This is a genomic window from Sphaerospermopsis reniformis (assembly GCF_005402885.1).
GTDB classification, from domain to species: Bacteria; Cyanobacteriota; Cyanobacteriia; order Cyanobacteriales; family Nostocaceae; genus Sphaerospermopsis; species Sphaerospermopsis kisseleviana.
In genome coordinates this window covers 1-5,429 of the sequence record NZ_BJCE01000303.1, presented here as the reverse complement: position 1 = coordinate 5,429, position 5,429 = coordinate 1, and the positions used below count along the sequence as shown (strand labels likewise).

The following is a 5,429-nucleotide window of genomic DNA, read 5'->3' as shown; positions in this document are numbered from 1 at the left end:
CCAGTCACCAGTCACCAGTCCCCAGTCCCCAGTCACCAGTCACCAGTCACCAGTCCCCAGAATTCGCAGTGAAACGGTACAGTTAAACAAGGTCAAATAGATAGAGACACACGGGCAAAATGACAAACATTGAACTTAAACCTTGTTTCCTAACTCCCAAAAGAGTACAACCAGAGTATCCCCTGTTTGTCTATTTACCAGGAATGGATGGAACTGGTCAAATGTTGCGATCGCAAACTGCTGGCTTAGAATTGGGTTTTGATGTCCGTTGTTTAGCGATCCCCAGACAAGACCTCACCACCTGGGAGGTGTTAACCAATAATGTTTTAGACTTAATTCACGCAGAATTAGAAAGAAGTTGTCACCGTCCTGTTTACCTGTGTGGTGAGTCTTTTGGGGGTTGTTTAGCTATGAAAGTCGCTACCCAATCACCACAATTATTCAAACGTATTATTTTAATTAATCCTGCTTCAGCCTTTCAATTACGTCCTTGGCTCAATTCTTTATCTCAACTGACTGACTTTGTGCCATCTTGGTTTTATGATATTGGTGCATTAGGATTACTACCATTTTTAGCATCTTTATCACGGATGTCTAGTAGTATTCGCCATGAACTGCTGAGAACCATGCGTTCTTTACCCGCAGAAACGGTAAATTGGCGGTTGTCATTGTTGCGGGAGTTTCAAGTTGAAGAGGAAAGATTGCAAAAATTAAAGCAAGAGGTATTATTAATAGCTGGAGGGAGCGATCGCTTGTTACCTTCTGTGAGTGAAGTGGAACGGTTAGATCAGATTTTACCTAATCCTAAGAAATTAATCTTACCTGATAGTGGTCATGCTTGTTTATTAGAGGAAGATGTGAATTTGTATAAGATTTTGAAGGATCATGAATTTGTAGAATCTTTAAAATACAGTCATGCTACTAAGTAGGTAAACAATCCCTAATAGGGATTATCTTAACAGGAGTTCCCACACGCTGGAAATTTTGAGCAATACTGGTACAAGTAAGGAAGGTTTACAGAACATTACAAAAATGACGATTCAACCTACAAATACAGCTTTATTAGATTGGACTGGTGATACCTTAGCAGTTGGCTTATTTGAAGACGCAGTAGAGTTAACAGGCGATTTAGCGACTCTAGACGAGAAATGCGCCGGAATTGTCAAAGAAATCATTGCCGAAGAAGAATTTACAGGTAAACCTCATAGCACTGTCGTTATTCGCTTAGGTGCTAGTCATCCCGTGCGGAAGGTGATTTTGGTAGGTTTGGGAAAACCGGATGCTTTGAAATTAGAAACTTTACGCCGTGTTGCTGCTGCTGTCGCTCGCACTGCCAAAAAGCAAAAAACCAAAACTCTGGCAGTTAGTTTACCAGTTTACAACAACGATCCAGCAGCCACAGCCCAAGCGATCGCAGAAGGCGCACAACTGGCACTTTATCAAGATACTCGCTTTAAATCTGAACCAGAAGATAAAAATCCCAACATTGAAACTATTGATTTATTGGGTTTAGCTGGACAAGAAGCGGCTATTACCCGTGCAGAACAAATTGTTTCTGGGGTAATTTTAGCAAGGCAGTTAGTAGCCGCCCCAGCTAACGCTGTTACTCCCATTACAATGGCAGAAACCGCCCAAGCAATAGCTCAGGAACACGGTTTAGAATTACAAATTTTGGAAAAAGAAGATTGTGAAAAATTAGGTATGGGGGCATATTTAGGAGTAGCCCAAGCTTCTGAATTACCACCTAAATTTATTCACCTCACTTACAAACCAGCTACTACACCCAGACGCAAATTAGCGATTATTGGTAAAGGTTTAACTTTCGACTCCGGTGGTTTAAACATTAAAGGCGCTGGTAGCGGTATTGAAACCATGAAAATTGACATGGGTGGCGCTGCGTCAACTTTAGGCGCTGCTAAAGCTATCGGGCAGCTAAAGCCAGATGTGGAAGTTCACTTTATCTCAGCCGTCACCGAAAATATGATTAGCGGTAAGGCAATGCACCCAGGAGATATCTTAACCGCATCAAATGGCAAAACAATCGAAGTCAACAATACCGATGCTGAAGGGCGTTTAACCTTGGCTGATGCTTTGGTTTATGCGGATAAATTGGGTTTAGATGCGATCGTTGATTTAGCAACTCTCACAGGTGCTTGTGTAGTGGCTTTGGGTGATGATATCGCTGGTTTATTTACACCTGATGATACAGTAGCTTCCCAACTACAAACCGCTTCAGAAGCAGCAGGTGAGAAAATTTGGCGGATGCCGATGGAAGAAAAGTATTTTGAAGGGTTAAAATCGGGTATTGCGGACATGAAAAATACCGGACCTCGCTACGGTGGTTCTATTACTGCGGCTTTGTTTTTGAAGCAGTTTGTTAAGGATACTCCTTGGGCGCACCTGGATATTGCTGGTCCTGTTTGGGCTGATAAGGAAAATGGCTATAACGGTGCTGGTGCTACCGGTTTCGGGGTGAGAACTTTGGTTAGTTGGGTTTTGAGTTAGTTAATGTGACTTAAATAGGGCGGGTTTTACCCGCCCTTATGGTTTCTGTATGAGAACTAGATAAAAGTGCGATCGCTCAAAATATCATATTATTTAGCTAGGTGTAACCAATGAAGGTTTGCAACCACAAGAAGCCGTTGATGCAATGGTTAAATTCTTGTTTGCTAAGTGGTACGACGAACAAGCAACAATTGACTTAGTAAAGCAAACAGGAGAATCACGGGCTTATGTATTTAGTGTCAGTAATGAAACAGACCCAGAACGTTTATTAGTTCAAGTCAGAGACACTTTTGAAAAAGCAAAGCAGTGGGAACGGGATACACTAGCGAAAAAATTTGGTGATGATTTGGGTGTGAGGTTGGCTTTTAATGAAGCTGATGTTTTGCAATTCAAGCCTCACACCACAATGGAAATTGTCAAGCGTTTACAGCCTTGGAGTTTGCGAAAATCTTCAGCAGATGTCAAAGGTGGGGTATTTGAGGACTTTTTAAGTAAGACTTTCCGCGATGATTTGGGGCAATATTTCACACCTACACCAGTAATTAATTTAATGGTAGGAATTTTGCAACCAACAGTAAATGATTATGTTGGTGATCCTGCTTGCGGTTCAGCGCGGATGCTAACCCACGTTTTGGATTATGTGCGTAAACAGGAATATGCAAAAGCAATAGCAAATAATGGTGGTAGTGCGGAAGGGATTAATCCTGAAGAACCAACGGAAGAGTTTATCAAGTTTCGAGATAATCATTTATTTGGGGCTGAATATTCTCGAAATGTCATGCACGTAGCGCGAGTTAACACTTTAATGAATGGCGCACAATATGCCGATTTAAAGGTTATGGATTCACTGGAAAGATTGGGTAGCATTACAGGAGGAATTACAGAAGGACTTCCAGAACGTCCTGGGTTTTATCTGGGAGGTTTAACGATGATTTTAACTAATCCTCCATTTGGTTCTAAATTGACAAATGATAATATTTTGAAGGATTTTGCTTCACGGGATGGGGTGACAAAGAAAAATGGCAAGGTTGTTAAAAGTATTCCTCAAGAAGTTGCTTTATTGTAAGTTAGCAATTCTTTTACCTGATGGAGTGTTAGCAAATAGTTCCATGCAGGATGTTAGAGATTGGATTTTACGTTGGGCAAGATTGAAGGCAGTTGTGAGTTTACCACAAGAAACATTTAGACCCTATGGTGCTGCTGTAAAAACTAGCGTGGTTCTTCTAGAAAAGCGGGATATACCTTTGACAGCAGAAAATCAGCTAGAAATTGAGCAGGATGATAAGATTTACATGGCTAGGATTGATGATATTGGCTATGACTCATCTGGTCGTATTTCTGCCTCAGAAGATGAAGTTAATGAACCGCCAGAAGTGAGGAAAGCAATTAAAGATTTAGCTGAGTTATTAGGAAGGTAGTTCAATGGAAAAAACCATAGTTAATCTTTCAAAGTTACGTCAAAAGGGTGTCTGGAACTTCGAGCCTTACTCCCAATCTATTACAGGCGCAATGGCTCAGTTAGAGAAAAGCCCCTTTCCAGTAGTCAAATTGGGTAGTTTAGGAACTACTCAGCGTGGTTATTTTATCAATGGGATTAAGGATATAGGCGAAATTCCTTTGATATCAGCACGTAATATTTCAACTGAAGGTATCAACCTAAATCATCTGCGCTATCTAACTCCAGAGGAACACAAGAAACTAGAAAAAACTCAAGTTTATAAGGGTGATGTGCTGGTTAGTTTAATCATGCGTCCGGGAATAGCTGCTGTTTATGAATCTGACGAACCAGCCAACATAGATACACATCTTGCAATACTGCACTTAACAGACAAAATTGATCCTGCTTACTTAGTTTTCTATCTTAATTCAGATGTTGGTCAAGCCCTGATTCACTCCCTTGCGACTGGTAGCATTCAGCCTATGTTAACTATTACTGCCCTAAATAATTTACCTGTGATGCTTCCCTCGCTTGATGAACAAAAACAGATTGTTGCAGAAGCACAACGATTAACACAAGAGGCAGGGAAATTATCGAAAGCTTCTGAAGATTGCCGTGCTGAAGCCCAGAAACTTTTTGGAAAGATATTTCACGGGACAGTAAAAGAATGATTCGTGCTTGTTACGTGACCGTCTTTGAACAGTCACAAGAAGAATTGGAAAAATACTTGTATGATCTTTTCGATGATTTGGGTGCTGTCTACGACAAATATGAATCAACCCCCTTAAATCCATCAAATAACCAATATGAACTAACAGCCTATATTACACAAAATTTTGAGTTTCAGTTAAATGTACACTGGCAGTCTAGCAAAAGTTCCTATATTTTGGTAACTTTTGATGTTGAAATGGCTGTTCCAGTTGAACCTTTCCAACTAGAAAATTCTCTAGTTATACCAGCAGAAAATTACTTTCAAAAAGCAACTCTTGTTTATAACTCTTATGGAGATGAACGCAGTAAACGACTGTTCCCTTTAGTGATGAATATTGAAAATGCACTTAGAGAGTTTATTGTATCTATAATGCTTAAAAAATATGGTTATTACTGGGAATTTACTATTGATAAATATATAGAAAATACTGAAATTCAATTTGATATATATCAAATAAATTATGATTAGAAAGACAAACTAAAAGATTTCAAAGAGTTAAAAGAAGAAGCAGTTCCATGCTAACTGATTAGTAGAATGTTATCAATGATAGTAGAGGAAGATATAACAGGGTGTCTATCAGCAAACAGTTAGCCAGTGGGAAAACAATGCCTATCAGCCAACCCTCGCTACATCGAAATATCTAACTTTAGTTAGGGGTTGCTGAGAAAGTCTTTCCGTGAGGGCATAGGAGTCAGGAGTCAGGAGTCAGGAGTCAGGAGGAGATTTGAAAATTTCTTTGCCATCTCTTGAAATCCCCAAAAATGCACACTTTTT

The 5,429-nt window shown here is 39.9% G+C and carries 6 protein-coding genes; all 6 read left to right on the top strand.

The window, feature by feature from the left end; translation table 11 throughout:
* The first annotated feature begins 119 nt into the window (after positions 1–119).
* Complete coding sequence (locus tag FFR48_RS24910) at positions 120–929, top strand: alpha/beta fold hydrolase (RefSeq protein ID WP_096566736.1); 810 nt, start codon at positions 120–122, stop codon at positions 927–929.
* Positions 930–1,032: 103 nt separating this feature from the next.
* A complete protein-coding gene (locus FFR48_RS24905; protein WP_137669222.1) occupies positions 1,033–2,505 on the top strand; it encodes a leucyl aminopeptidase in 1,473 nt (490 codons plus the stop codon).
* Positions 2,506–2,623: 118 nt separating this feature from the next.
* Positions 2,624–3,571: an HsdM family class I SAM-dependent methyltransferase gene (locus tag FFR48_RS30275; protein ID WP_137669221.1), complete on the top strand. Its 948-nt coding sequence runs from the start codon at positions 2,624–2,626 to the stop codon at positions 3,569–3,571.
* The gene (locus FFR48_RS30270; protein WP_137669220.1) at positions 3,525–3,923 is read left to right on the top strand and encodes an N-6 DNA methylase; all 399 of its coding nucleotides are present in this window, start codon (positions 3,525–3,527) and stop codon (positions 3,921–3,923) included. Before FFR48_RS30275 ends, FFR48_RS30270 begins: the two co-directional genes overlap by 47 nt.
* A gap of 4 nt (positions 3,924–3,927) precedes the next feature.
* Positions 3,928–4,614 carry a restriction endonuclease subunit S gene (locus FFR48_RS24890; RefSeq protein WP_137669219.1) on the top strand — a complete coding sequence of 229 codons (687 nt, stop codon included), beginning with the start codon at positions 3,928–3,930 and terminating at the stop codon, positions 4,612–4,614.
* Positions 4,611–5,123, top strand: coding sequence for a hypothetical protein (locus FFR48_RS24885; protein WP_137669218.1), 513 nt, complete (start codon positions 4,611–4,613; stop codon positions 5,121–5,123). The genes FFR48_RS24890 and FFR48_RS24885 overlap by 4 nt, the downstream gene beginning before the upstream one ends.
* Positions 5,124–5,429: the final 306 nt, after the last annotated feature.

Excerpts from the sequence above, each read along its gene's own strand:
- FFR48_RS24910 (WP_096566736.1), top strand. The coding sequence starts at position 120 with ATGACAAACATTGAACTTAAACCTTGTTTCCTAACTCCCAAAAGAGTA.
- FFR48_RS24905 (WP_137669222.1), top strand. The coding sequence starts at position 1,033 with ATGACGATTCAACCTACAAATACAGCTTTATTAGATTGGACTGGTGAT.
- FFR48_RS30270 (WP_137669220.1), top strand. The coding sequence starts at position 3,525 with ATGGCAAGGTTGTTAAAAGTATTCCTCAAGAAGTTGCTTTATTGTAAG.
- FFR48_RS24890 (WP_137669219.1), top strand. The coding sequence starts at position 3,928 with ATGGAAAAAACCATAGTTAATCTTTCAAAGTTACGTCAAAAGGGTGTC.
- FFR48_RS24885 (WP_137669218.1), top strand. The coding sequence starts at position 4,611 with ATGATTCGTGCTTGTTACGTGACCGTCTTTGAACAGTCACAAGAAGAA.